Here is a 25,547-nt window from a genome sequence, read left to right on the forward strand (position 1 = left end):
CCGCTCGCTCGGTGAGGCGGGGGCCTCTCCGTGGCGAGCGACGTCAGCGGGCACTGCCACCCCGGTCGAGGTGACCGGGTCGCGGTCAGCCGGGCTGGATCCCGTAGGCCCGGATCACGGTCTGCTCGACGCTGTTGCCGTCCGCGTCCGTCGCCTCGACCCGCAGTGAGACGTGCCCCTCCCCGTCCGGGTGCTCCATCCGCGCCGTGAACTGCGCGCCGCCAGAGCCTCCTGAGAGGCTGGTGGCCAGCTCGGTCCAGGTGGCCCCGTCATCGACGGAGGCCCAGAGGCGTGCCTCCTCGACGGTCCCGCCCTGCGGCAGACCGTCCGGGTGCGTCACGGTCACGGCGATCTCCTCGTTCGAACCGGCCGGCACGGTGTTGTCGAGGCCGACCGGCACGTCGTAGTCGACACTCAGCAGCGGCTGCACCGCGCTGTCCTCACCGGCGCCCGTGGAGTCGAACGTCCACGAGGTGTCGGTGCGGGTCGAGTAGTCCCAGTTCGCGTTGCCCTCACGCACCACCGACAGGTCGAGCTGGACCTGACCGTCGCCCACGCTGTAGTCGCCCCAGGCCGCGTCGCCCTCGTGCAGCACCGCGCCGCCCTGGGACAGCGTCATCGTGGTGTCGGCCGAGCTGCTCCGCTGGGCCAGCGTCCCGTCGCCCGTGGCGAGCTCGGGGATGCGCAGGGAGAGGGTGTCGCCGGTGCGGACGGGTGCGCTGGCCTCGGTCACCGTCGGCCGGACCACCGCCCGGTGCCAGTCATAACGCACCTTCTCCCCCGGCTCGTAGCTCCGGATCTCGTGGAAGGCACCGTCCCGGATCGGGTTGAGGCTGTCCCAGCTGAAGTGGTCGAGCACGTGCTGGCGCCACAGGGTGTCGCCAGCGGAGACGATCTCGGTCCGCTGCTGCGGGGTGTGCAGCTCCTGCTGGGTCTCCACGATCGTGGACCGCTGCCAGGGGCGCCAGGCAAAGCGCTGCTCCTTGGTCCACTCCTCGCCACCGGTCTCGTGATAGCGCGCGGTGACCGTGGCGCTGTTGTGCCGGTTCACCGTGTGCACCACGTCCTCGGGGATCGCCCCCGAGGTCACCTGCATGACGTCATAGGTGACCGGCCGGTCCGGGTTCCCGGTGAAACGCATCCGGACCCTGCCCTCCTCGAGGCGCTCCAGGATCTCCTGGCCGTCGGCCGGGGTCAGCACGACGACCGGGAGGTCGAGGCGGTTGCCGCGGCCGGTGTACTTCGTCCACCACTGCGACTCGGGCGCGATCATGAGACCCGCGGCGCCGGCGGCAACGGCGGCGTCGACATCCTGCTGGCCCTTGCCGTCCAGCTCCACGACCGCGATCTTGCCCTCGACGTCCAGGTCCTCGTAGTCGGCCGGCGTGCCCGCCCCGGCGTCGACCAGCTCCAGCGGGCGCGCGGACGCCAGCTGCGGCGAGTAGCGCTCATACCAGGGGTAGACCTCCAGTGCGTCACGGCCGATCGTGCGACCCGTCAGGACCGGGGTCCCCAGCTGCCAGCGCGAGCTGAACTCGAAGGTTCCCTCCTGCGGCTCATCGGTCGGGGTGACCCACACGGACTGGGTCGAGTCGAACTTCATGGTGCTGTTGGACACGCTCCGCCCGTGGAACTCGCGGTGGGTGATGAAGCCCAGGTTGCCGCGGGTGGTCGCCGGGTCCGGGGTCTCGATCCGGACCTCGTTGGCCTCCCGCGCGTCCAGCACGACCTCCAGGTCGCCGGTGACCTCCAGGTCCGGGTCGGTCACCACGACCGCTGCGTCCAGACCGTCGACCTCGGGCGTCATCATCGCGTGCAGGAAGTAGTTGCCCTCACCGACGGTGAAGGTCACGGTCTCCCCCGGCCAGACGAAACCGAGCGAGTCGAAGCGCGGGTCCTCACCCAGCAGGACGATCGGGCTGACGAAGGCCGGCTCGCCGTCGAACCCGACCCCGGTGAGGGTGACCTCGTGAGTCGGTGCCACCTTGACGACGGCCAGGGTGGTGTGGACCTGGGTGTCACCGGCCTGCGCGTGCAGGAAGCCGGTGAACTGGCCACGCTCGAGCACCGTCGGGTCCACGGTCACCGAGACGGTGGCCGTCTCCCCGGCGGGGACGGTGACCGTGTCAGCAGACAGCGTGACACCGCCGTCGCTCGGGGCGTCGCCGCCGAGGTCGGACAGGTCCAGGTCGAGGCCGAGGACCAGCTCGTCCTCGCCGGTGTTGGTGTAGGTGACCTCGAAGGTGCCCGGTTCGGTGTCCTCGTCCTGGAAGGTGCCCAGGTGGACGCTGCCGGTCGCGGTCAGCTCCTGGGTCACGGCCCGGCTCAGGTCGACCCGGCCCCCTCCCTGCTGGTACGTCGTGAGGTCGGGGTTGGTCGCGGCGGTGCTGGTCAGGGCGTCCTTGAGCTGCTCACCGTCCCACTCGGGGTGCTGGGCAGCCAGCAGGGCCGCGGCTCCGGCCACGTGCGGCGCGGCCATGGAGGTGCCGTTGGCGGCCGTGTAGAGGTCGTCGAGCGGGCTGCCCATGCTGGTGCCGTCCGCGCGTGCAGCAACGATGCCGACGCCGGGAGCGGTCAGGTCGGGCTTGACCGCGAGGTCGGTCAGTCGCGGACCGCGGCTGGAGAAGTCGGCCAGCGTCTCGTCACGGTCGACGGCGCCGACCGTCAGTGCGGCATCAGCCGAGCCCGGGGACCCGATCGTGGAGCTGCCGGGCCCGTCGTTGCCGGCCGAGACGACGAACAGCGAGTCGCTCTCGCCGGACAGGGCATTGAGGGCCTGGCTCAGGGGGTCGGTGCCGTCGGTGGCGCCTCCACCCAGGCTCATGTTGATCACGTCGGCGTCCTGCGCCACGGCCCACTCCATGCCGGCGATGACGCCGGACGTCGCGCCGTTGCCGTCGTCACCGAGAACCTTGCCGGAGATGATCGAGGCACCCGGGGCCACTCCCTTGCGCAGGCCGTCCGACCCGTCCCCCGTGCCGGCCGCCGTGGCGGCGACGTGGGTGCCGTGCCCGACGTGGTCCACCAGGTTGCCGCTGCCGGAGAAGTCCTCCTGCAGGGTCACCTGGCCCGCCAGGTCCGGGTGGTCGGCGTCCACCCCGGTGTCCAGGACCGCCACCGTGACCCCCGTGCCGTCGATGCCGGCCTCCCAGGCGGTTGGCGCGCCGATCTGTGCCGTGCTCTCGTGGAGCACGGTCCGCACCGGCGCGTCCAGCCAGAGACGCTCGACCGAGGAGGTGAGACCCGCCTGGTCACCGGTGGCCGCGAACTCGGCGGCCTCGTCTGCGGGCACGCCCGTGAGGCTGGCCCAGAACTCCCCCGTGTCCTGCTTCGCCACCGACAGGGCGCGCCCGTCGATGCTCTCCAGCTCCACCCCGGGGTCGACCCCCTGGACCGTGGACAGTGGCGAGCCGGCGGCGCTCAGCCGGCCCTCGGCATACGTGGCGATGAGAGGCAGTGACCCGGACTCCGCGTCACCGTAGCCGGCCTCCAGGAGCAGGTCGATGTTGAACAGGTCGGGGTCGAGGTCGCCCTCGGCGACATAGGGCAGGGCGTCGAGAGGGAGCACGTGCAGCTCACCGTCGAGCTCCAGCTGGTGGATGGTGATGTCCTCCCGGCCCTCGCCGGGCTCGAGGGCCACTGTGCGGCGACCGTCACCGACCTCGGTCACGCGGAGGGTGTCTCCGGTGACCAGGGTGAGTGATGCGGTGGACAGGGCGGACTCCGTGGCGGTCGGTGCCTGATCCCCGGGGGCCGCATGGCCGGCAGAGGGCAGGGCTGCGGTGACCAGGCCCAGGGCCAGGGTGCCGCCGAGCGCGGCGCGGACGCCGGGATGACTGGATGGATGACGCATGGAAGGCGTGCCTTTCGTGGGATCGGGAGCATGGTGTCTGCCCCCTGTGGTCCACTCTGCGTCGGGAGGAGCCCGATTGTCAGGTCCTTGGCGTGCCGGGGTTGTGCCATGTCGCAACCACGACACGCATCTGAGCGCCGCCACGCCCGCAGCGCATCCACGCGCTCCACGGGCCGCGGTGCGCGACCTGTCAGCCCCGGCGCCTAGAGTCCCTGCCGTGGCAACCAAGAGCAAGGCCCCGACCTATCGGTGCACCGAGTGTGGCTGGGGGGCGATCAAGTGGGTGGGCCGCTGTGGTGAGTGCCAGGCCTGGGGCACCCTGGTCGAGGCCGGTGGCCAGACCGCGGTGCGCACCGCAGCCTCGGCTCCGGGCCGCCCCGCCGTGCCCATCGCCGACGTCGACGCGACTCTCGCCCTGGCGGGGAGCACCGGCGTCAGCGAGTTCGACCGGGTCCTGGGCGGCGGGCTGGTGCCGGGCGGGGTGATCCTGATGGCCGGTGAGCCCGGGATCGGCAAGTCCACCCTGGCCCTCGACGTCGCCGCCCGCGCAGCCCGTGAGGGGCGCCGCGTGCTGTATGTCTCCGGTGAGGAGTCCGCGGCCCAGGTGCGGCTGCGCGGCCAGCGCATCGGCGCCCTGGCAGACACCCTCTATCTGGCCTCCGAGACCGACCTCGGCTCCGTCCTGGGCCACCTTGAGCGCACCGAGCCGGCGCTGGTCGTCGTCGACTCGGTGCAGACCATCGCCAGCAGCGAGGTCGAGGGCGCACCCGGCAATGTGGGGCAGGTCCGGGAGGTCGCCTCGGCACTGATCCAGGCCGCGAAGGCCGCCAACATCGCGGCCATCCTGATCGGCCACGTCACCAAGGACGGCGCCATCGCCGGCCCGCGTGTGCTGGAGCACCTGGTCGACGTGGTCGTGCAGTTCGAGGGCGAGCGACACTCCCGTCTGCGCCTGGTCCGGGCGGTGAAGAACCGGTTCGGCCCGACGGATGAGGTGGGCTGCTTCGACCTCGGCGACTCCGGCATCGTCGGGCTCCCCGACCCCAGCGGCCTGTTCCTGACCAGCCGGGACCGGCCCGTCCCGGGCACCTGCGTGACGGTCACCCTGGAGGGGCGCAGGCCCCTGGTGACGGAGGTCCAGGCGCTGGTGACCGAGAGCTCTGGCGGCTCGCCGCGGCGCACCACCAGCGGTCTGGACTCCTCCCGGCTGGCCATGGTGCTCGCCGTCCTGACCCGTCGGGCGGGCGTCAGCGTGGCCGCGCACGACTGTTATGCCTCGACCGTCGGTGGCGTCCGGCTGGCCGAGCCGTCGGCCGACCTCGCCCTGGCCCTGGCCGTGGCGGGCGCCCAGCGGGACGCGCCACTGCCCCAGGGGCTGATCGCCGTCGGTGAGGTCGGTCTGGCCGGCGACATCCGGCCGGTCACCGGCCTCCCCAGGCGCCTCAGCGAGGCCGCCCGGATCGGTTTCACCCGGGCTGTCGTGCCGGCCGGCTCCCTCACGGAGGGGCCACCGCCGTCCGGCGTGCGGGTGCGTGAGGTGAGCACCCTGATGGAGGCCGTTGACCTCGCGCTCGGCTGGCAGGCCTGAGGCGCCTGGTGCGGCGCGCGACCCAGCTCTCCGGACGCTCAGCCTGGGGCCCACCTGGGCCCCGGGCATGTCCTTCATCTCGGTACGGTAAAGGTTCTGCGGCACACGTCAGATCCGACCCCTCGCCTGGATAGACTCCGGCACGTCGGATCAGGGCACGGACGGAGCAGCAGGTGGAGCGCAGTGATGAGGAGTCCTTGCGCTCGACCCTTGCCGCCGTCGCTCCCGGCACCGAGCTGCGCGACGGCCTCGAGCGGATCCTGAGGGGTCGCACCGGCGCCCTGGTGGTGCTCGGCTACGACCGGAGCGTCGAGGCGGTCTGCTCCGGTGGCTTCGAGCTGGACATCGAGTTCTCCAGCACCCGTCTGCGCGAGCTGGCCAAGATGGACGGCGCCATCGTGCTGGAGCGCGACGGCACCCGGATCGTGCGCGCGGCGACGCAACTCGTGCCCGACCCCTCGATCGAGACCCGGGAGAGCGGCACCCGCCACCGCACCGCGGAGCGAGTGGCCAAGCAGACCGGTCACCCCGTGGTCTCGGTCAGCCAGTCGATGGCGATCGTGGCCATCTATGTCGGCGGGCTGCGCCATGTGCTGGAGGCCTCCACCGCGATCCTCTCCCGTGCCAATCAGGCGCTGCAGACGCTGGAGCGCTACAAGTCCCGGCTCGATGAGGTCAGCAGCAACCTGTCCGCGCTGGAGATCGAGGACCTGGTCACCATCCGCGACGTCACGGCAGTCCTGCAGCGCCTGGAGATGGTGCGCCGGATCAGCGAGGAGATCGCGCAGTACGCCCTCGAGCTGGGCACCGACGGTCGCCTGATGAACCTGCAGCTCGAGGAACTCACGGGGGGCCTGGGCAACGACCGCGAGCTGGTGATCCGCGACTACGCCGAGCACGTCCAGGATGAGCCGTCCGTGCAGGCCGTCCTGCACTGCCTGTCCACGATCAGCGGCACCGAGTTGCTCGACCTGACCTCCTCGGCCAGGTGCCTGGGCTTCACGGTGGTCGGTGACGGGCTGGACGCCAACGTCAGCCCCCGTGGCTATCGCCTGCTCTCCCGGATCCCGCGTCTGCCCTCGGTCGTGATCGACCGGCTGGTCGACCGCTTCGAGACCCTGCAGGCCCTGCTGTCGGCAAGCCTGGAGGACCTGATGACGGTGGACGGTGTCGGTGAGGGCCGGGCCCGGGCCGTGCGCGAGGGACTGTCCCGGCTGGCCGAGTCGAGCATTCTCGAACGCTACGTGTGAGTGCCTCACCCGACCCCGACGGCATCCTCGTTCCCCTGCTGGACTGGTATGCCGAACGCGCCCGTGATCTTCCCTGGCGCCGACCCGACTGCTCCCCCTGGGGTGTGCTCGTCTCCGAGGTCATGCTGCAGCAGACCCCGGTCGCTCGGGTCGAGCCGGTCTGGCGCGAGTGGCTCGCGCGGTGGCCAGAGCCTGCCGACCTGGCTGCGGAGACCGCGGGCGAGGCGGTCCGGGCCTGGGGCCGGCTGGGCTACCCACGGCGGGCACTGCGGTTGCACGCCTGCGCCGCCACCCTGACCGCTGAGCACGACGGGCAGGTTCCGAGCGACCTCGGTGCCCTGCTGGCGCTGCCCGGCATCGGCCAGTACACCGCGGCGGCCGTCGGAGCCTTCGCCTTCGGCATCCGGTCCGCGGTGGTCGACACGAATGTCCGCCGGGTGCAGGCCCGGGCCGTCACCGGCGAGCCGCTGCCGGCGCAGTCGCTGACCGCCGCCGAGCTGCGCCTCGCCGAGAGTCTTCTGCCCACCCACCCCAGCGAGGCGGCACGCTGGAGTGTCGCGGTCATGGAGCTCGGTGCCCTCGTGTGCACCGCGCGGTCCCCCGACTGTCCACGCTGCCCGATCCGCGACCACTGCGCCTGGGTGGCTGCGGGTTCCCCGCCCTACACCGGTCCGCCACGTCGTGGACAGGTCTGGACCGGCACCGACCGACAGTGTCGCGGTCGCATCATCGGGGCGCTCCGGGAGGCTCCGGGCCCTGTCCCGGTGTCGGAACTGCGTGCACTCTGGCCCGACGAGGAGCAGTTCGTGCGGTCACTCGACGGGCTGCTGGGCGATGGTCTGGTCGAGCCGGCCGGCCCGGACTGCCTCCAGCTGCCCGGCGGCTAGCCAGCGGACCGGTCACGCCGTGCGAGCCTCCGGCCGCACCGCCCGGAAGCCGACGCCACGGACGGCCTCGATCACCACGGGGGCGTGCTCGCGCGCGAGCTTGGCCCGGAGTCGCTTGACCACGGCGTGGACCTGGCTCGCATCGCCCAGGTGATCGGTGCCCCAGACCTCGCGGACGATCTCATCGAAGCGCCAGACTCGGCCCGGCTCATTGATGAGCCGGCGCAGCAGCGAGAACTCCAGTGGTGTCAGGGTCACCTCGACGGTGCCGAAGCGCACGGCACGACGGTCCTCGTGGATGCGCACACCGGCGGCTGCCGGTCGGTCCGCAGCAGCACGTCGCGAGGTGGTGGACCGGGTCAGCTGTTGCCCGGGCTCCAGGAGTCCCTGCGCGACCTCGACCGAGGGGACGACCAGGACCGAGCTCGTGGGGTCCAACTGCGCGAGCAAGGAGTTGCGTTCCTCCGCGGTGGGTGCCACCAAGACAACTAACGAAGCTGATCGGGATGACTGAATGTTGTCGAGCGGCTCCGTAGCTGCTACCTGGGTCATGCACCTGCTCCTCGCCCCGCCGCGACCCTCGCGGTCCTCGACCAACCTTTCGCGTACTTGGCAGTAAGGCAACCCACTTGTCCAAGGCTTTAACGAATGCGTACGACAGTGTTATCGCTCCGCAACATCGCCGGGTCCTGCGCATGACGAACTCGCCTGGTTGTGCCGCTGTCGTTGGTCCCAGGACCGCGTCTGTCGGACAGGGAACGGCCCCGCCCGGAGCGTCTGCTCCGGACGGGGCCGCCCGTCATGCATCTCCGTCAGTCAGCTGCTCAGCAACCGATCTTCGGGAGGGAGAAGTCCACCGTGCGAACCGTGCCCCGTGCGGGGTTGGTCTCGGCGAACTTCGGACGCCAGCCGTCCTTGGCCGCGATCAGCTGCACGCCGCCACGCGTGTCCTGGGTGTTGATCCATGTGGCGTACGCACCGTCCGCGTTGGTGGCCAGCACCCAACCGGGGTGGTCACCGCGCTTGGGCGTGATGTCCACCGTCGCACCGTCGATGCCGACGGTGGCGCTGTCGCAGTCGACGCCGGAGACGGTGCCCATCAGCTTGCCCCAGGGGCGGGGCGGCGAGACGTTCATCGTCACCGGGATGGCGTCGAAGGACTGCGGGGTGTTGGTGCTCACCTTGATGCCAGCGGTGTAGACGCCCGGCTGGGCGACATTGGCATCGGTGGTGACCTCAACGGTGACGCTGTCCCCGGCGGGGACAGTGACCTCGGTGGCACCCAGCGAGAGCCACGTGACGTCGGTCCCAGCAGAGCCACAGTCGTCGAACCCGGGCAGGTACTCGGCATCAGCCGTGGCGTTGAAGTTGCCCGAGGAACCACCGAACTTGCCCAGCCCGCACGCCATCGCACCGCGGTAGACCGCCGTATTGGAGTTGGGCAGGTCGGTCCACTCGTCCGTGGTCGGGTCGTAGGCGAAGGTGGCGTTGGTGATCGTGCCGCCCTGCACACCACCGTTCACGACGAGCATCCCGTTCGCCGCGGCATACTGGCTCGCCCAGGTGTCGACCGGGGCATCCGCGATAGCGGTCCACGTGTCGGAGTCCGGGCTGTACACGTAGCTGGCCGCGGTGCCGGCGGCACCGCCGTTACCACCGGTGCAGAAGACCTCACCGTTGATACCGGCGCAGGAGGCGAAGGCCACCGACTCCGGGTAGTCGGCCAGGGTCTCCCAGGTGTCACTCGCCGCGTCATACGCGCTGACCGCGTTCGTCATCGGCGTGCAGCTGGCGGTGGTGCAACCACCGACGGAGTACAGCTTGCCGTCAGCCACTGCCTGGCCCGCCGCGGAGACCGCGTTGGGGTTCTCGGCCACTGCGGTCCAGCTGTCGGCGCCCTCGTCGTAGACGAGGGTCTCACCGGTGACACCGGAGTCGACCCAACCGCCGGTGACGACGATCTCACCGTTGACAACACCCGTCGCGACCGCATTGCGCGGGCTCGGCAGGGATGCCACCTCGGTCCAGGTCATGTCAGCCTCGTTGTAGCGCTGCACGGTGTCGTAGGACGCCGAGCCGGAGCCACCCGAGATGAGGTACCAGGTGCCGTCCAGGTTCACCGCACGGCCGTCCATGTTGACCGAACCCAACTGGGTCAGGTCGGTCCACGGGTCGGCCGAGACACCACGGGCAGCAGGCTCGCCCGCCGTGCCGAACCGCAGGGAGGCGTGCTGGGCGACCGAGACCTCAGCCTCGATCTCCTGCAGCGGGGCGCCCTGCGTCTCGTGCATCTGGCTCATCAGGTCCTTCGTGCCGTTGGCACGCAGGATCTCGAAGTCACCGCCGACCTCGGACAACTGCACCTCGGCAGCGCCGGAGCCGGAGTTGGTGATGGTGAGCGTGTCGGTGATCGACTCGCCAACCTCCAGGTAGGTGGTGATCGCCGTGGGGTCGATCTCCACAAACCCGGAGCCGAGGGTGAAGTCGGCCTGAACGACACCGCTGGCGGCGACGTCCACACTCTGGGTCTGGTTCTCATAGCCGCGGGCGGTGGCCTCGAAGTCGTGCGCACCGGTCAGCGTGGAGAAGATCCAGTAGAAGCCGTCATCCAGGTTCTCGTCGTCCGGGGTGGCGACCGAGGTGCCGCTCTCCTCCGGGTTGTCGACGCTGGTGACAGAGGCGCCGACGACGCCTTCGCCACTGTCGGTGCCACTCACGGTGCCGACGACGTAACCGCCCTCGATCGTGGGGTCACAGGAGCGGTTGCCGATGAACACGTCGTCCACCATCCACCACCAGTCATAGTCGGCGTCGCCCATGTGGAAGCGAACCTGCACGTCGGACTGCCCTGCGGCCTCCGGCATCGGGAAGACGTCCTCGCGTGGGCCGCGCAGGTCCTCCTGCTGGTGCGCCACGGTGATCCACGTCTCGCCACCGTCGATGCTGTAGTCGACATCAGCGAACTCGCCGGACAGGTAGTTCAGGTCCTGCTTGAAGCCGACGACCGGCTCCTCAAGGCCCGACATGTCGACCGACGGGCTGACCAGGGAGGTGTCCTGAGTTCCGCCAGAGCCGAAGTAGTCGCTGTCCATGATGGCGAAGTTGCCCTCACCACCGGTCAGGTTGTCCCGACCGTCCGGGTTGTCGAACAGCCAGACCTGGCCGCTGTCCGCGTGGTCCACAACGCTCCACCCCTCGGGCACGGTGGTGCCGTCGAAGGTCTCGATCACGCCGTCGCTCTGGAAGCCGTAGCCCGGGGCGACGCAGGTCTCGGCATCCACCAAGACCTCGAAGTCCTGGGTGGCCTCGGCGTCGTGAGTCACCTCAGTCGTCGTGGTCACGTAGCCCGGATACTGGGCAGTGACCTCAACGGTGTAGGTGGCTCCGGTCGGCAGGTCCAGGCTGTAGGAGCCGGTTGCCGGGTCCGAATAGGTCGTCACGTCACTGCCGGCCACGCTGATCTGGGCGTACACCGGGAAGCCGTGGCCGGAGCCATCGGTGACGGTGCCGCTCAGGGCGGCTGACGGCGCGGCCTCCAGCGCGAAGTCTGCGGTGACTTCGGAGTCGGCCGTGACGGTGACCGTCTGGGTCGCGGTGCCATAGCCGAACTTGCTGGCGGTGACCGTGTAGTCACCAGCGGTGACGAGAGCCTGGTAGGCACCCTCGTCGTTGGTGACCGTGTTGCGGCTGATCGGACCCTCGATCGCGACGTTGACGTCCGCGAGGGCGTCGCCGTTCTCGGCGTCGGTGACGGCACCGTTGATCGTGCCAGTGTCACCGGTCGGTGCAGCGTCGATCAGGGCCAGGGCGTCGAGTCGGCCCTCACCGAAGACGTTGTTGTCCGCAGCTGTGCCGCCACAGGAGGTGTCATCGGTGTCAATCGCGGTGCCGTCGAGCAGTGCTCGGGTCCCCTCGATGTCTCCGACGAGGGAGGGAGCAGCCGACCACAGGAGCGCTACCGCGCCGGCGGCGTGGGGCGCAGCCATCGAGGTGCCGCTGTAGTTGGCGTAGCCACTGCCCGGGACCGCGGAGCGCACGTTGCTTCCGGGTGCCGAGATGTTGGGCTTGATCTCGCCATCCTGGCCAGCGCCCTTGCCCGAGGTGTTCGAGATGGCGTGACTGATGTTGTAGTTACCGACCGAGTACGCGATGATCCGGCTGCCCGGGGAGCCTGAGGTGTTGCAGGCGGGCCCGCTGTTGCCGTTGGCCCACATGCTAAAGATGCCCGCGGCGTCCCAGGCCTCGATCACGTCCTCCATGAAGGGGTCGTTGCTCGGCAACGTGGTGCCCCAGGAGTTGTTGATGATGTTGGGCCGCTTGGAGGTGTCGGGGTTCTCCCCGTTCAGGTCCGTCGGCGCCAGCATCCACTCACCGGAGTCGATCAGTGCCTGGTCGGTCGGGCAGCACCCGTTGGCTGCGATCCAGGTCGCGCCAGGAGCGACACCCACTTGGTTGTCGCCGCCGTCGTCACCGACCATGGTGCCCATCGTGTGGGTGCCGTGGCCGTTGGTGTCAGCGGGTACGTCCGGCGACGTCCCGGCCGCGTCGAACCAGTTGTAGTCGTGGGTGAACGTGCCGTCACCGTTGTTGCCACGGTAGGAGTTCACCAGAGCTGGGTGGTCGTACTGCACACCGGTGTCGATGTTGCCGACCACGATGCCCTCACCGTCGACACCGTAGGTGCTCCACACGTCGTCGGCGTTGATGTCGTCGATGCCCCACTCCACGGCCGAGGGAGCCATCTCAGACTCACCCTTGACCAGTTCTGGCGCCTCATACGTCGTCGTCGGGTAGATTCCCTCGACGTCGCTATCCGAGGCCAGGGAGTTGACGAGAGTCTCGTCACCGCCCTGGATCCGGATCGCGTTGGTGGCCCAGAATGCCTGGTACTCAACGCCATCGGCATCGAGCTGGGCCCGGATGTCCTTCTGGCTGGCTGCTGCGCTGTCGGTCAGCGCACTGTAGACCGCCTTGCCGCGGGCGTCCCAGTCGTCGATCTGCTTGAACTGCGACATGTCCGGGCGCGCGTCGAAACGCACCCAGAAGTCGGTGGCGCCCTTCTCAGCTATCTGGGCACTGACCTCCTTCTCAACCTTGTCGTTCGCACCAATCTCTGCCTGCGGCAGTGAATCGGCACTCGCGCCGGTCATACCTAACCCCGATGCGATCAACGATGCGCCGGCAACTGATGCCAACCATCGCCGCGCACGGTGTCCTTGTACGGCCACGACTCCTCCTCCATACGGTGGGTGACACCGAGGATGACCCCCGGTTATCAACCGAACCTAGGAAAACCCTGAGAGCGCTACAACGACACCACGTAGGCAAAATGTAGACAACGTAAACATCTGGTGGACAACGGTATTGCGGAAGGCAACACGAAATGGCCGCCCAGCTCGGGCGGCGCGGAGGCAGGCGGTCAGCTGCCGAGGGCCTCCCTGGACACACCCGAGGGCGGGTGCGGGATGAGCCGGAAGCCAAGGCCCCGAACAGCCTCGAGGAGCACCGGCGCGCCGAGATCGGCCAACTTGCTGCGCAGGCGGCCGATCGCAGCATGCATGTGTGCGCCGTTGCCCAGATAGGCCGTGTGCCAGCCCACCTGGGAGAGCTGTTCGAAGGTCGCGACCTGACCGGCGCGCGGGACGAGGTAGCGCAGGAGGGCGAACTCCAGCCGGGTGAGCTGGACCTCCCGGTCGGCCATCACCGCGGAGAGCCGGTCCTCGCGGAGCCGCAACGGCACCCCGGGTGGCCGCCCGGCCGTGTGTGACCGACTCGCAGCGCCCGGCTCGGCTCGCCTGCCGCGCCCTGAGGCGCCAGGCAGGTGGGCCAGCACCCGACGTGCCTCCGTGATGTCGGTGGCGAGCAGAATCGGCGTCTGCGCGGACAGCCCAGCAGTCAGCGCGAGCCGCTGCTCAGCAGTGTCGGCAACAATCAGGACGAGGGGCTCCGGCTCGGTGCTGTGGCCGGACTCGGCGGTATGGACAACGTGTTCCATGACCGAACCTCCCCGTGCCCTGCCACCCGTCCCCTGGGTGCTTCCTTCTATTTACCTGCATGCGAGCGCCTCGGGACAAGGGGTTTGACCCAGAATTGACCCGAGGGTGGCCAAGGATTGGGTTCCTCCTGCCGTCCACGCGACCAGGAGTGCAGTGGAGCCGCTCGGTCACAGAATGTCGTCAGTGGTGCCCCGGGTGCGCTTGTTGAGCAGGTTCTTCCGCACCCGCAACGCCTTGACGAGCGGCTGGGCCAGCGGTGAGAGGCGCAGGTCATAGGCCGGGAACCAGACCCGGTGGGTGCTGAACTTGAGTTTCATCTTGAAGACGCCGAACGAGTGCTTGGACTCATCGAGTCGGCGCGGGACCCCCCAGAAGTCAAAGGTGCCGTAGCCATGTTCCTTGGCGTCGAGCATGGCGTTCCAGTAGAAGGCGTCCGGGGCCTTCGCGTCCTTGCGCTTGTCGCCGTTCGTCGGCGGCCGTTCGTCTCGGATGCTCCCGCCGTAGAGGTAGGCCGTGGTGTCGCCGAGGCCGAGGAAGAAGCCACCGGCGAGCGCCTTCCCCTCGTGCCGAGACAGGACGGTATAGGTCTCCCCACCGAACTGGTTGCCCGCCTCCCGCAGCGTCTCGTAGTAGGCGCGGGGGAAGGCACCCAGCTGCGCCCGTTCGTTGGTGGCCGAGAAGATCTGCCAGAAGGCTTCGAAGTCGTCGTCCCGACCCGCAGTGACACCCATCCGTTCCGCAGTGCGCACGTTGCGTCGCGCCATCTTGTGCAGTCCGGCAAAGAGGTCGTCCTCGTTCTCCCTCAGGTCCGCGAGGATGGTGTGTTCGGGCTGTTCGGTCTGCGACCTCTGGAACGGACCGATGACCTCGGGGATGGTGGCCTGGTCGGCTTCGAAGTCCACGGTGGTCAGGTCGTCCGGTCGCCCGACCTCGACCGGCTTGGGGGGCTCCACCTTGAGGTAGGCGTCGGTGCGCTTGGCGAGTGCCCGGAACGGCTCAGCGAGGTCGGACAGCAGGTCGAGGGACTCCAGGGCAGGTCCTCGAGGTGCGTAGAGAACGCTCACGCCGGGCACCAGTGGCTTGCGGAGCAGCTGGACGGCTCCGACGGTGCTCCCTCGGTGGTCACGAATCAGGAACCGACGAGGATGCTGGCCCAGAACACGTCGGGCCTCACCGTAGCCCCACCCCTGGAGCGGGCTGCTCAGGGGCAGGGAGGCGACGACGTCATTGAACGCACGGGGGTCTTCGGACTCGTGAAGATGGAGGGGCACACCCCAAATCTAGGTCATCAGGGGCCGCACAACAGACCACCCGCCGTGCACTGTGCACGGCGGGTGGCTGCTCTGGCGTGTCGGATCAGGCCTCGGCCTGGCCGGGCTCGCTCCCACCGACTCCGGACGCCTCCACCGGGACGGTGTCCGGCGTCTGCGACTTCTGCTCACCGGTGAAGGTGAACTCGCCGGTCTTGTCCTCGGCCGTCGCGTCCACCAGGACGATCTGGCCGGGCGACAGCTCGCCGTAGAGGATCTTCTCGGACAGTGCGTCCTCGATCTCGCGCTGGATCGCACGGCGCAGCGGCCGGGCACCGAGCACGGGGTCATACCCCTTGAGGGCGAGCAGCTTCTTGGCCGTGGGCGTGAGCTCCAGGCCCATGTCCTTGTCCTTGAGGCGCTCGTCCAGGTTGGCGACCATCAGGTCGACGATCTGCACGATCTCGTCCTGCGAGAGCTGCGGGAAGACGATGGTGTCGTCGACACGGTTGAGGAACTCGGGACGGAAGTGCTGCTTCAGCTCGTCCTGCACCTTGTTCTTCATGCGCTCGTAGTCGCTGCTGCCGTCGTTGCCGCCGGAGAAGCCGAGCGCGATGCCCTTGGCGATGTCGCGGGTGCCGAGGTTGGTCGTCATGATGATGACGGTGTTCTTGAAGTCCACCACGCGGCCCTGGGCGTCGGTCAGTCGACCGTCTTCCAGGATCTGCAACAGGCTGTTGAAGATGTCGGGGTGGGCCTTCTCGACCTCGTCGAAGAGCACGACAGAGAACGGCTTGCGCCGGACCTTCTCGGTCAGCTGACCGCCCTCCTCGTAGCCGACGTAGCCGGGGGGCGAGCCGAACATCCGGGACACGGTGTGCTTCTCGGAGTACTCGGACATGTCGAGGGTGATCAACGAGTCTTCGTCACCGAACAGGAACTCGGCCAGCGTCTTGGCCAGCTCGGTCTTGCCGACACCGGTGGGGCCGGCGAAGATGAACGAACCACCGGGGCGCCGCGGGTCCTTCAGCCCGGCACGGGTGCGCCGGATCGCCTGGGACAGGGCCGAGATGGCTTCGTTCATGCCGACGATCCGCTTGTGCAGCTCCTCCTCCATGTTGAGCAGGCGGCTGGACTCTTCCTCGCTCAGCTTGATCACCGGGATGCCGGTGGCCGCGGCGAGGACCTCGGCGATCAGCTCCTCGTCGACCTCGGCGACGACGTCCATGTCGCCGGACTTCCACTCCTTCTCCCGCTCGGCCCGGGCCTGGGTGAGCTTGTGCTCCTCATCCCGGAGACGGGCCGCCTTCTCGAAGTCCTGGGCATCGATCGCCGACTCCTTCTCGCGCTTGGCGTGCGAGATCTTGTCGTCGAACTCCCGCAGGTCCGGCGGCGCGGTCATCCGGCGGATCCGCAACCGGGCACCGGCCTCGTCGATCAGGTCGATCGCCTTGTCCGGCAGGTAGCGGTCATTGACATAGCGGTCGGCCATCGTCGCGGCAGCGACCAGGGCGCTGTCCGTGATCGAGACCCGGTGGTGCGCCTCATAACGGTCGCGCAGCCCCTTGAGGATCTCGATGGCGTGGCTCAGCGTGGGCTCGTTGACCTGAATCGGCTGGAACCGCCGCTCGAGCGCTGCGTCCTTCTCGATGTGCTTGCGGTACTCATCCAGCGTGGTGGCGCCGATGGTCTGCAGCTCGCCGCGGGCGAGCATCGGCTTCAGGATGCTGGCGGCGTCGATCGCGCCCTCTGCGGCACCGGCTCCCACGAGCGTGTGGATCTCGTCGATGAACAGGATGATGTCACCGCGGGTGCGGATCTCCTTGAGCACCTTCTTGAGCCGCTCCTCGAAGTCACCGCGGTAGCGCGAACCGGCCACCAGCGAGCCGAGGTCGAGGGTGTAGAGCTGCTTGTCCTTCAGCGTCTCGGGGACCTCGCCGCGCACGATGTCGCTGGCCAGCCCCTCGACAACAGCCGTCTTGCCCACGCCGGGCTCACCGATCAGGACCGGGTTGTTCTTGGTCCGGCGGGACAGCACCTGCATGACCCGCTCGATCTCCTGCTGACGACCGATGACGGGGTCGAGCTTGCCCTCGCGGGCCGCCTGGGTCAGGTTGCGACCGAACTGGTCGAGGACGAGCGACCCCGCGGGGGTGCCCTCCTGGGCCCCGGCGCCGACACCTGCGGTGGCGGCCTCCTTGCCCTGGTAGCCCGAGAGCAGCTGGATGACCTGCTGGCGCACCCGGTTGAGATCGGCTCCGAGCTTGATGAGCACCTGGGCGGCCACGCCCTCGCCCTCGCGGATCAGCCCGAGCAGGATGTGCTCGGTGCCGATGTAGTTGTGGCCGAGCTGCAGCCCCTCACGGAGGCTCAGCTCGAGGACCTTCTTGGCACGGGGCGTGAAGGGGATGTGGCCCGTGGGCGACTGCTGGCCCTGGCCGATGATCTCCTGCACCTGCTCACGGACAGCATCCAGCGAGATGTCCAGGGTCTCCAGCGCCTTGGCTGCGACCCCTTCTCCCTCGTGGATCAGGCCGAGCAGGATGTGCTCAGTGCCGATGTAGTTGTGGTTGAGCATCCGCGCTTCTTCCTGCGCGAGCACCACCACTCGGCGGGCGCGGTCGGTAAACCGTTCGAACATCGTCACTCCTGACAATCGATCCGGGCAGACGCACTGCGGGCGGTCCTCGCCACACACGCCATACCCTGATGCTACTTGCGTCTGCTGTGCCCAACGCGATCGTGCGGAGCACTGTTCCACAGGAAGGCCCTATGGGGGCCCCTGTTCGCCCTCGGCGTAGCACTGTGCAGGGAATGCGGTCCCCCTGCTGACAGCCTCCGGCGCCGTAGCCCTCAGCCGTCAGTTCGTGCTGGCTGGGCAACGCTCAGGAAGGTGGTTCATAATCCCTGCTGCACCACCCGCCACGGCCCCCGGGCCGACAAGGAGTTCACCCGCCATGCACCGTCGCACCACGGCCGCCCTGTCCCTCACGCTGCTCGCCGCCACAGCCCTGGCGGGGTGCACCTCTGGGGAGGAGGAGCCGGACACCACCTCCTCGTCCTCCGCCCCGACTACCGAGGGCGCGGCCCCAGCGGACCCGGACTGGTTCTGCCGGCTCTTCGAGAGCGAGACGGTCGACGCCGCCACCGACGGTCGGGCAGACGTCGCCCGGGAGGCGGCGGTGCTGGAGACCGAGGACGAGTACCAGTGCGATGTCATGGTCCCGACGGAGGACGGCGGCACCGAGGTCGCGCTGAGCCTGTCCATGCACCGCAACATCCCCAACCTGGCCGACGAGATACTCGCTGAGGTCAAGGCCCTCGAGGGCAATGTCCCCGGGCCGCCCTACCTGGGCGTCTCCTATGTCGCCAACACCCTGGCCGTCTCGGTCGTGCCCTGTAAGGCCGCACCCAACGCCGGTGACGAGGCGACCGAGGTGCCCTACGTCTTCGTGGCCCGGGCCCAGCTGGACACCGAGGGCGCTGCCAACGGCGGGTTGGTCGAGGCGCTGAACCGCCTGGTGCAGGAGATGGACCAGGGCGTCGGGTGCAGCCCGAGCAATATCGAGGAGACCGATCAGGGCGCCCAGACCCAGGCGCCGGGGGACGACGCAGAGACCACCACGGCCCCCTGAGGCTCAACTCCTGCCGCTGGACCACTGACCGAGGGACCTGTGGCGGGCCCCCCGGGGTCGTTCCCTCGCTCAGCCGGCCTTCTTGGCCGACGTCTTGCTCGAGGACTTCTTCGCGGTCTTGCTGCTTGTCGACTTCTTGGTGCTGGTCTTGCCTGAGGCCGTCTTCTTGGCAGCGGTCTTCTTGGGCGCGGCCTTCTTGGCCGGAGTCTTCCTGGCAGCGGTCTTCTTGGCGGTGCCCGTGTCCTCCTCGTCAGAGGCATCCTCACCTCGAGCTGACTTGGCGCGGTCGACACTGCGCTGCAGCGCGGCCAGCAGGTCGACGACCTCGCCGGACTCCTCCTCCTCACCCTGGTCGGGGGACTCGGTGACCTCGCCACCCTCGATCTTGGACCGCACCAAGGCCTCCACCGCGATCTGGTAGTCGTCCTCGTGCTCCTCGAGCTCGAAGTCACCGGCCATCGAGTCGACGAGCATGCGCGCCATCGCGACCTCGGAGTCCTTGGGCTCGGTGACCTCGTCGAGGTTGTTGAGCTGACCGGAGTCGCGGACCTCGTCGGGCCACAGCAGGGTCTGCAGGACGATCGCCTCGTCGATCACCCGAAGCACCGCCATCGTCATCCGTGTGCGCACCGACACCGTCACGACCGCCACCCGCTCGCTCTCGCGCAGCGCCTCCCGGAGCAGGCCGTAGGCCTTGGCCCCCATCGCGTCGGGCTCGATGTAATAGGCCTTGTCGTAGAGGATCGGGTCGATCTGCTCGATCGGCACGAACCGCTCGACCGAGATCTCCTTGCTCGAGCGGTTCGGCAGCGAGGCGAAGTCCTCGTCAGTGAGGATCACGGACTTGCCGTCCTCGGTCTCATAGGCCTTGGCGATCTCCTTGTAGGGCACCTCCTCGCCGTCGGCCTGCGCCACCCGCTTGTAGCGGATCCGACTGCCGTCGGACCGGCGCACCTGGTGGAAGCTCAGGTCATGGTTCTCGGTCGCCGAGTACAGCCGGACCGGCACATTCACCAGTCCGAACGAGACGGCACCCTTCCAGATCGCTCTCACTGTTACAGGATGGACCCATGAGACCCATGCTCGCCACCCCGGGCCCCGGCACGGCCGACCGGGCCGAGGTGCCCGGAGGCGAGGGCTGGGCCCATGAGATCAAGTGGGACGGCATCCGGCTGATCGCGCGGGTGCAGGACGGCGAGCTGCGCCTGACCACCCGCAGCGAGCGCGATGTGACCATCGCCTTCCCGGAGCTGGCGGGGCTGGCCGGGCTGGGTCACGACCTGGTGCTGGACGGGGAAGCCGTTGCTTTCGTCGACGGGGCGCCATCCTTCAGCCAGTTGGTCGAGCGGGTGCACACCACCTCGGCAGCGAAGGCGCGCCTGCTCGCCGGCCGCCGCCCCACGACCTACCTCGCCTTCGACCTGGTGGGGCTCGACGGACTGGACCTGACCCCGCTCCCCTGGTCGGCCCGTCGATCGGCTCTGGAGGACATCCTCCCGGACCGCTCGCGCTGGCAGGTCTCACCGCAGTATGCAGATGGGCCGGGGCTGTGGCGCGCGACGGCTGAGCAGGGGCTCGAGGGAGTCGTCAGCAAGCGCGTCACCAGCACCTACCAGCCGGGAGTGCGGAGCACGGACTGGCTCAAGTTCCCGCACCGCGGCACGGACAGTCTGGTCGTGGGTGGGTGGCGCCCCGAGACCGGTCGCAACCGCCTGGGCTCCCTGCTCGTGGGCCACCCGGTGCCAGGAGGGCTTACCTTTCGAGGTCGGGTCGGCAGTGGGCTGGCCGGGAGAGCCGGAGCGCGTCTGGCCGAGCTGATCGCCACCGTGCCGACGGGCCCGTGTCCCTTCGTGGACGAGGTGCCGGGACCGGATCGCGCGGGGGCGACCTGGGTGAGGCCGCAGCTGGTGGTGGAGATCGCCTCGCTCGGCACCACCACGGGCGGACGACTGCGCCAGCCGGCCTACAAGGGGTGGCGCAGTGATCTCACGCCTGCGGACCTGGCCGGGGCATCTGCCGCGGACGCCGACGGAACCGCCACCGAGCGCGAACAGGAGGACTGATGGCCACCGGTGAGGTGCAGAGCGTGCACGTCGCGGGCCGGACCCTGCGGGTGAGCAGCCTGGACAAGGTGCTCTATCCCGCCACGGGTACGACCAAGGGTGAGGTGCTCAACTACTACGTCCAGGTCGCCGACCGGCTGCTGCCGGAGCTGGCCGGCCGTCCGGTCACCCGGATCCGCTGGCCGCACGGGGTCGGCGGCGAGAGCTTCTTCGAGAAGAACGTGCCCAGCGGCGTGCCGGACTGGCTGCCTCGCGTGACCATCACCGGGCACGGCTCCCGCTCCGGCCGGGCCACCGTCACCTATCCGCTGGTCACGGACCTGGCAGCGCTGGTCTATCTGGTCAACCTCGGTTCCCTCGAGCTGCACGTGCCGCAGTGGCGAGTGGACGAGGCCGGCGCACCGCAGCCTCCGGACCGGCTCGTCATCGACCTCGACCCGGGCCCGGGCGCGGGCCTCACCGAGTGCGCGCGGGTGGCTCTCCTGGTGCAGCAGCGATTGTCATCCGTGGGGCTGGAGTGCCGACCGGTCACCAGCGGCAGCAAGGGCATGCAGCTCTACGCCGAGCTCGATGGCGCGCGCAGCTCCGATGAGGTCAGCGCCGTGACCAAGGCGTTGGCCCAGCAGCTCACCGAGCAGCACCCCGACCTGGTGCTCTGGCAGATGACGAAGGCCAAGCGCAGCGGCAAGATCTTCCTGGACTGGTCGCAGAACAATGCCGCCAAGACCACCATCTGTCCACTGTCGATGCGCGGACGCGAGCAGCCCAACGTGGCTGCACCGCGCTCCTGGCAGGAGATCGAGGAGGCCGCCGCAGGAGCGGCTGATCTCCGGCAGGTCCCGTTCCACGATGTTGAGTGAGCCCCCGGTCGGCTCCACCCGGGACGACGAACCGGCCCGGCCCCTGAGGGGACCGAGCCGGTTCGAGGTCGCTGCGCAGGTGGTCAGTGCGCCGCTGCGAAGGCGTCCTGCAACTCCTTGGACACGCGACCGCGGTCGCTCACGCTGAAGCCGTTCTCCCGGCCCCACGCGCGCATCTTGGCGAGCTCCTCGCGTGATGCACCGGAAGCGCCACCGGAACGACGTCGCGTCTGCCGACGGCCACCGGAACGCCGCGCCACGCCGATCCACTGGGCCAGGCTGTCGCGCAGCTTGGCCGCATTGGCGTTGGACAGATCGACCTCGTAGGTCACACCGTCAAGGGCGAACTCGACCGTCTCGGTTGCCTCGCCACCATCCATATCGTCAACCAGAATTACCTGAACTCGCTGGGCCATGCGCTCTCCTCCGTTGCCTGCGTCTGATAGTCGCGTCAATGCGCGACCAATGCAATCTACTGCTAAAGATAGCAGGAGAGCAAAACAATTTGCGCGTTGAACAACTCCAGCCTCACTCCAGGGCTCCCAAAGGCTTGGCTCACAGGTTGCTCACAACGAGTTGCTGTACGGTCCGGCCACCGAGCGGGCGAATAGCCCATGCCAGCTCAGGCGTCAGTCCTGCTCAGATCCCCTGCCTGCCGAACCATCTCGCAGGGCAGCCCGTTCGGCATCCCACTTTCGCTCGGCCGCCCGTTCACGCCGATCAGCTTCGAGGATGCGCTTGAGAATGAAGAAGAACAGCGCGAGCAGTCCCGCCGACGGGATGAGTGCCGCAAGAATCGGCCACACGGTGTCCCACAGTGCCATCTCAGGCCTCCGGTTTCACAAAGGGGAACAGAATCGTCTCGCGGATGCCGGTCCCCGTCAGAAGCATCAAGATCCGATCGATGCCGATGCCGACTCCACCCATCGGCGGCGCCGCGTGCTCGAGGGCACGCAGGAAGTCGGCATCCAGCTGCATGGCCTCCGGATCGCCTTGTGCCGCAAGGAGTGACTGGGCGGTGAGTCGCTCCCGCTGGATGACAGGGTCGATGAGCTCAGTGAAGGCCGTGCCACGCTCCGTGCCGGCGATGATGAGGTCCCACGCCTCGATCAGCCCCGGCTTCGTCCGGTGCTGGCGGGCCAGGGGCTGGGCGGCCTCCGGATAGTCACAGACAAAAGTCGGCTGCACGATAGTGGGCTCGACCAATTCGCCAAAGAGCTCCAGTGCGACCATTGGCCCGTCCCATGATGGATCGATGGGCACCTCGCGCTCGGCCGCGATGCGGGACAACTCGGTGAGCTCAGTTTCAACATCAACGGTGGTGCCGACTTCTGCGGAAAGGGCGTCATAGAAGGGCAGCCAACGCCACTCTCCATCAAGGTCGACAACACCGAGAGCGGTCTCGATCTGACGAGAGCCCACGGCATCGGCGGCAGCCACGACCATCCGCCGAGTGAGGTCTGCCATCGTCACCTGGTCGCCATAGGCCTGATAGGCCTCGAGCATCGTGAACTCGGGGCTGTGGGTCGAGTCGATTCCCTCATTGCGGAAGACGCGACCGATCTCATAAACACGTTCGATGCCTCCGACCACGGCACGCTTCAGATACAACTCGAGCGCAATCCGCATGGTCATCGGCAGGTCGAAGGCATTCAGGTGAGTGTGGAACGGCCTCGCGGTCGCGCCACCATGGACGGCCTGCAGCACAGGCGTCTCGATCTCGATGTAACCGTCGGCCTCCATCACCGACCGGATCGCCCGGATCACCGCAGCCCGGTTGACGACCATCTGCCGGGCCTCGTCGCGGACGATGAGGTCGACATAGCGCCGCCGCACGCGCTGCTCCTCGGACAGTTCCTTGTGCAGCACCGGCAGCGGCCGCAGCGCCTTGCTTGCCATCTGCCAGGAGGTCGCCATGACGGAGAGCTCACCTCGCCTGCTGGAGATCACCCGGCCGTGGACGAAGACGTGGTCGCCCAGGTCGACGAGCGCCTTCCAGGACGCGAGCGACTCCGCGCCGACCTCGGCCAGGCTGATCATCAGCTGCAGCCGCGTGCCGTCCCCGGACTGGATCGTGGCGAAGCACAGCTTGCCGGTGTTGCGAACAAAGACCACGCGCCCCGAGACACCCACCTCGTCGGTGGTCTCCTCGCCGGTCTCCAGGTGCCCCCACTGCTCGCGCACCTCGGCGACCGTGTGCGTCACCGGGACATGCGCCGGGTAGGGCTCAAGCCCCTCCGCGAGCAGCTGCGCCCGCTTGTCCGTGCGCACCCGGACCTGCTCGGGCACGTCGGAGGCGTGCTCGTCGATCGGGGCAGCGGGCTCAGGAGTCGGGGTGGCAGTCACCCGTCCAGGGTACCCAGGGCAGCGGCTCCGCCCGAGCCGGCGACCGGCAGATGACCAGGAAGGTGATGCACCTCATGAGCCCGGTGCGACCGCGTCCGGCGGCACCGGTCGACACATCGGGTCGGCTTCACCAGAGCGTCTGCCCGCTCACCCGCTTCTCCAGGGCGAGCAGCGTGCGCTTGCGCTCGATCCCTCCGCCATAGCCGGTCAGCTGACCCGCCGAGCCGACGACGCGGTGGCACGGCACGATGATCGAGATCGGGTTGCGTCCGTTGGCCAGACCGACGGCCCGCGAGGCCCCGGGGTTGCCCAGGCTCGTCGCCAGCTCGCCATAGTTGCTGGTCACCCCGAACGGGATCTCCAGCAGCCTCGCCCACACGAGGCGCTGGAAGTCGGTGCCCCGGGGCGCCAGCGGGAGGTCGAAGACGGTCAGCTCACCGGCGAAGTATGCCGACAGCTGGCCCGCCGCCTCGACCAGGACCTTCGGGGTGGCCGGGTCGGTGAGCGCCGTGCGACGTCCCCACCCGGTGCGGTCGGTGTGCTGGTGCACCGCCATGTAGACACCGGTGAGGGCCCGTCCGTCGCTGATCAGGGTCAGCTCCTCGATCGGGCTGTCCACCACCACGTGGTGCGTGTTGTGCTCGCCCGGCCCAAGCCAGGGTCCATCGGGAGCCGGTGTCTGCATGACTCCATGGTGCACCTGGGCGCGGACAGTGCCCGATGCGGTCCGAACCTTCCCAAGAATGCGCGAGCACCGGTCCGAACCTCCCCAAAAATGGGCGAGGACCGGTCCGAATCTCCCCAAAAATGGGTCAGACTGGGCCCGTGGGCTGGCAGCGGTGGGACGTGGCGTGGCAGCAGGCGCTCTACGGACCAGACGGCTTCTACCGTCGGTCCGCGCCGGCCGAGCACTTCGCCACGTCGGCACAAGGGCTGGGCAGCAGTGGGCGCGTGCTCGCGCAGGCCCTACTGACGCTGGCCGAGCGGCACTCCCTGACCAGGATCGTCGAGGTCGCTGCCGGCCGGGGGGAGCTGCTGCGCGAGCTGCGGGCGCTCCGCGGCACCCAGGGCTCCTCTGGAGTCGCCGACCTGGTCGGCGTCGACATCGTGGACCGACCGGAGGACCTGCCGTCCGACATCGAGTGGTGTCACTCCACCGGCGGAGCGCGGCTCCCCGACGAGCTGACCGGCCTCCGGGGCACGCTGGTCGTGGCCCACGAGTGGCTCGACGTCGTGCCCTGCCCGGTGGTCACCCGGGAGGACGACGGCGCGTGGCGCGACGTGCTCGTCAACGCGGACGGTGCGGAGCGCACCGGGCCGCCCGTGGACGGCGCCGACCTCGACTGGCTGAGCCGTCATGTGCCAGGCCACGTGGGCCGGGCCGAGGTCGGACTCGCCCGCGATGCGGCCTACGCGGACCTGGTCTCGCGCGTGGAGCAGGGTGTCGTGCTGGTCATCGACTACGGCCACCGCCGCGACGCCCGACCCCAGGAGGGCACGCTCACCGGCTACCGCCACGGCGGGCAGGTGCCGCCGGTCCCGGACGGCTCGTGCGACCTGACCGCCCACGTCGCGGTCGACTCCCTCGGCGCCGACCTGCTCTGCACCCAGCGGGAGGCCCTGCACGATCTGCTCGGCCGACCCACCCTGCCGCCGCACGAACTCTCCAGCGCCCGACCCACGGCCTACCTGGAGCAGCTCAGCCGGGCCAACGCCCTGGCGACACTGACCCGCCCAGGCGGACTCGGTGACTTCTGGTGGGCCAGGACGCTCCGCGCGACCGGCGACCTCGGCTAGCGTGGGCAGGGTGCCGCACAGG

The 25,547-nt window shown here is 69.0% G+C and carries 18 protein-coding genes; 7 read left to right on the forward strand and 11 right to left on the reverse strand.

Going from position 1 to position 25,547, the window contains the following annotated elements; all coding sequences use genetic code 11:
- Window positions 1-85 precede the first annotated feature (85 nt).
- The gene (locus tag DPQ65_RS10900) at window positions 86-3,853 is read right to left on the reverse strand and encodes a S8 family serine peptidase (protein WP_114907349.1); all 3,768 of its coding nucleotides are present in this window, start codon (window positions 3,851-3,853) and stop codon (window positions 86-88) included.
- Window positions 3,854-4,070: 217 nt separating this feature from the next.
- Between DPQ65_RS10900 and radA the strand changes: the two genes are divergently transcribed.
- From radA to DPQ65_RS10915, 3 genes are all read left to right on the forward strand, one after another.
- Window positions 4,071-5,441 carry a DNA repair protein RadA gene (gene radA, locus DPQ65_RS10905; RefSeq protein WP_238146792.1) on the forward strand — a complete coding sequence of 457 codons (1,371 nt, stop codon included), beginning with the start codon at window positions 4,071-4,073 and terminating at the stop codon, window positions 5,439-5,441.
- A 173-nt stretch (window positions 5,442-5,614) separates the two neighbouring features.
- Complete coding sequence (gene disA / locus DPQ65_RS10910; protein ID WP_114907351.1) at window positions 5,615-6,691, forward strand: DNA integrity scanning diadenylate cyclase DisA; 1,077 nt, start codon at window positions 5,615-5,617, stop codon at window positions 6,689-6,691.
- Window positions 6,688-7,578, forward strand: a complete 891-nt coding sequence (locus DPQ65_RS10915; protein WP_272947647.1) for an HhH-GPD family protein — start codon at window positions 6,688-6,690, stop codon at window positions 7,576-7,578. Before disA ends, DPQ65_RS10915 begins: the two co-directional genes overlap by 4 nt.
- A gap of 12 nt (window positions 7,579-7,590) precedes the next feature.
- On the opposite strand, the gene DPQ65_RS10920 is transcribed toward DPQ65_RS10915, so the two are convergent.
- The 5 genes from DPQ65_RS10920 to DPQ65_RS10940 all read right to left on the reverse strand — a co-directional run bounded on the left by DPQ65_RS10920 (window position 7,591) and on the right by DPQ65_RS10940 (window position 17,465).
- Window positions 7,591-8,058 carry a winged helix-turn-helix domain-containing protein gene (locus DPQ65_RS10920; protein ID WP_162802162.1) on the reverse strand — a complete coding sequence of 156 codons (468 nt, stop codon included), beginning with the start codon at window positions 8,056-8,058 and terminating at the stop codon, window positions 7,591-7,593.
- A 344-nt stretch (window positions 8,059-8,402) separates the two neighbouring features.
- Window positions 8,403-12,728 (reverse strand): S8 family serine peptidase, encoded by a 4,326-nt coding sequence (locus DPQ65_RS10925; RefSeq protein WP_114907353.1) that lies wholly within the window; start codon window positions 12,726-12,728, stop codon window positions 8,403-8,405.
- Between the two features lie 269 nt (window positions 12,729-12,997).
- Window positions 12,998-13,573, reverse strand: a complete 576-nt coding sequence (locus tag DPQ65_RS10930; protein WP_114907354.1) for a winged helix-turn-helix domain-containing protein — start codon at window positions 13,571-13,573, stop codon at window positions 12,998-13,000.
- Window positions 13,574-13,741: 168 nt separating this feature from the next.
- Window positions 13,742-14,845 carry a lipid II:glycine glycyltransferase FemX gene (locus tag DPQ65_RS10935; RefSeq protein WP_114907355.1) on the reverse strand — a complete coding sequence of 368 codons (1,104 nt, stop codon included), beginning with the start codon at window positions 14,843-14,845 and terminating at the stop codon, window positions 13,742-13,744.
- Window positions 14,846-14,930: 85 nt separating this feature from the next.
- On the reverse strand, window positions 14,931-17,465 hold the full coding sequence (locus DPQ65_RS10940) for an ATP-dependent Clp protease ATP-binding subunit (RefSeq protein ID WP_114907356.1): 2,535 nt from the start codon (window positions 17,463-17,465) through the stop codon (window positions 14,931-14,933).
- Between the two features lie 316 nt (window positions 17,466-17,781).
- Between DPQ65_RS10940 and DPQ65_RS10945 the strand changes: the two genes are divergently transcribed.
- Window positions 17,782-18,459, forward strand: coding sequence for a hypothetical protein (locus DPQ65_RS10945; protein WP_114907357.1), 678 nt, complete (start codon window positions 17,782-17,784; stop codon window positions 18,457-18,459).
- A gap of 69 nt (window positions 18,460-18,528) precedes the next feature.
- Here DPQ65_RS10945 and ku read toward each other — a convergent pair whose 3' ends face one another.
- Window positions 18,529-19,512 carry a non-homologous end joining protein Ku gene (ku, locus tag DPQ65_RS10950; protein WP_114907358.1) on the reverse strand — a complete coding sequence of 328 codons (984 nt, stop codon included), beginning with the start codon at window positions 19,510-19,512 and terminating at the stop codon, window positions 18,529-18,531.
- A 17-nt stretch (window positions 19,513-19,529) separates the two neighbouring features.
- Between ku and ligD (DPQ65_RS10955) the strand changes: the two genes are divergently transcribed.
- Entirely contained in the window at window positions 19,530-20,522 is a 993-nt protein-coding gene (gene ligD, locus DPQ65_RS10955; RefSeq protein WP_114907359.1) for a non-homologous end-joining DNA ligase, read from the forward strand.
- Window positions 20,522-21,382 (forward strand): non-homologous end-joining DNA ligase, encoded by an 861-nt coding sequence (gene ligD / locus DPQ65_RS10960; RefSeq protein WP_114907360.1) that lies wholly within the window; start codon window positions 20,522-20,524, stop codon window positions 21,380-21,382. The genes ligD (DPQ65_RS10955) and ligD (DPQ65_RS10960) overlap by 1 nt, the downstream gene beginning before the upstream one ends.
- 83 nt (window positions 21,383-21,465) lie before the next feature.
- On the opposite strand, the gene DPQ65_RS10965 is transcribed toward ligD (DPQ65_RS10960), so the two are convergent.
- The 4 genes from DPQ65_RS10965 to DPQ65_RS10980 form a co-directional block, all read right to left on the reverse strand.
- Window positions 21,466-21,798: a histone-like nucleoid-structuring protein Lsr2 gene (locus DPQ65_RS10965; RefSeq protein WP_114907361.1), complete on the reverse strand. Its 333-nt coding sequence runs from the start codon at window positions 21,796-21,798 to the stop codon at window positions 21,466-21,468.
- A gap of 213 nt (window positions 21,799-22,011) precedes the next feature.
- Window positions 22,012-22,206 carry a lysyl-tRNA synthetase gene (locus DPQ65_RS10970; protein WP_114907362.1) on the reverse strand — a complete coding sequence of 65 codons (195 nt, stop codon included), beginning with the start codon at window positions 22,204-22,206 and terminating at the stop codon, window positions 22,012-22,014.
- A gap of 1 nt (window position 22,207) precedes the next feature.
- Window positions 22,208-23,728, reverse strand: a complete 1,521-nt coding sequence (gene lysS / locus DPQ65_RS10975; protein ID WP_202863087.1) for a lysine--tRNA ligase — start codon at window positions 23,726-23,728, stop codon at window positions 22,208-22,210.
- 127 nt (window positions 23,729-23,855) lie between these two features.
- Window positions 23,856-24,413: a methylated-DNA--[protein]-cysteine S-methyltransferase gene (locus DPQ65_RS10980; protein WP_114907363.1), complete on the reverse strand. Its 558-nt coding sequence runs from the start codon at window positions 24,411-24,413 to the stop codon at window positions 23,856-23,858.
- A 140-nt stretch (window positions 24,414-24,553) separates the two neighbouring features.
- On the opposite strand from DPQ65_RS10980, the gene DPQ65_RS10985 reads away from it, so the two are divergent.
- Window positions 24,554-25,525, forward strand: a complete 972-nt coding sequence (locus tag DPQ65_RS10985; protein ID WP_238146793.1) for an SAM-dependent methyltransferase — start codon at window positions 24,554-24,556, stop codon at window positions 25,523-25,525.
- Window positions 25,526-25,547 lie beyond the last annotated feature (22 nt).

Source organism: Ornithinimicrobium murale (assembly GCF_003352835.1).
GTDB lineage: Bacteria > Actinomycetota > Actinomycetes > Actinomycetales > Dermatophilaceae > Ornithinicoccus > Ornithinicoccus muralis.

What these genes read in the sequence shown, in the direction of transcription:
- DPQ65_RS10900 (WP_114907349.1), bottom strand. Translation starts at nt 3,853, where the DNA reads ATGCGTCATCCATCCAGTCATCCCGGCGTCCGCGCCGCGCTCGGCGGC.
- DPQ65_RS10925 (WP_114907353.1), bottom strand. Translation starts at nt 12,728, where the DNA reads ATGACCGGCGCGAGTGCCGATTCACTGCCGCAGGCAGAGATTGGTGCG.
- DPQ65_RS10930 (WP_114907354.1), bottom strand. Translation starts at nt 13,573, where the DNA reads ATGGAACACGTTGTCCATACCGCCGAGTCCGGCCACAGCACCGAGCCG.
- DPQ65_RS10940 (WP_114907356.1), bottom strand. Translation starts at nt 17,465, where the DNA reads ATGTTCGAACGGTTTACCGACCGCGCCCGCCGAGTGGTGGTGCTCGCG.
- DPQ65_RS10945 (WP_114907357.1), top strand. Translation starts at nt 17,782, where the DNA reads ATGCACCGTCGCACCACGGCCGCCCTGTCCCTCACGCTGCTCGCCGCC.
- ligD (WP_114907359.1), top strand. Translation starts at nt 19,530, where the DNA reads ATGAGACCCATGCTCGCCACCCCGGGCCCCGGCACGGCCGACCGGGCC.
- ligD (WP_114907360.1), top strand. Translation starts at nt 20,522, where the DNA reads ATGGCCACCGGTGAGGTGCAGAGCGTGCACGTCGCGGGCCGGACCCTG.
- DPQ65_RS10965 (WP_114907361.1), bottom strand. Translation starts at nt 21,798, where the DNA reads ATGGCCCAGCGAGTTCAGGTAATTCTGGTTGACGATATGGATGGTGGC.
- DPQ65_RS10970 (WP_114907362.1), bottom strand. Translation starts at nt 22,206, where the DNA reads ATGGCACTGTGGGACACCGTGTGGCCGATTCTTGCGGCACTCATCCCG.
- DPQ65_RS10980 (WP_114907363.1), bottom strand. Translation starts at nt 24,413, where the DNA reads ATGCAGACACCGGCTCCCGATGGACCCTGGCTTGGGCCGGGCGAGCAC.